The 451-nt window shown below is 58.8% G+C and carries 1 protein-coding gene; it reads left to right on the forward strand.

Annotated features, from left to right (window positions below; translation table 11 throughout):
• Positions 1–68: 68 nt before the first annotated feature.
• On the forward strand, positions 69–451 hold a 383-nt coding region (locus A3754_RS23840), incomplete at its 3' end, for a phosphatidylcholine/phosphatidylserine synthase (RefSeq protein WP_197468825.1).

A 451-nucleotide genomic window follows, 5' to 3' on the forward strand; every position in this document is an offset into this window, starting at 1 on the left:
GCTTCGGCCGCGTTTTTTGTTTGGGGGCACTGCGTTACACTAGCGCCATCATTAATGGGTGGATAACCATGCAGGATAACGACAAGACAACAGCGACGGATACGCCGGAAACCTTTGAGGTTGTGGAAGCAGAGCATCGTACTGGCGCTCGCCACAAGGGGGTTTACCTTTTGCCGAACCTGTTTACCACGGCGGCGCTGTTTGCCGGGTTCTACGCCATCGTGGCGGCCATGAACGGGCATTTTGAGAACGCCGCTCTGGGGATCATCATTGCCGGCATCCTGGACGGGATGGACGGTGGGGTGGCGCGGATGACCAATACCCAGAGCAAATTCGGGGCGGAGTATGACTCACTCTCCGATTGTGTGGCCTTCGGTGTCGCGCCGGGGCTGGTGGCATATGCCTGGGCATTGTCCGGCCTTGGCAAGTTTGGCTGGGTGGCGGCGTTCAT

The organism is Alcanivorax sp. HI0083 (assembly GCF_001635175.1).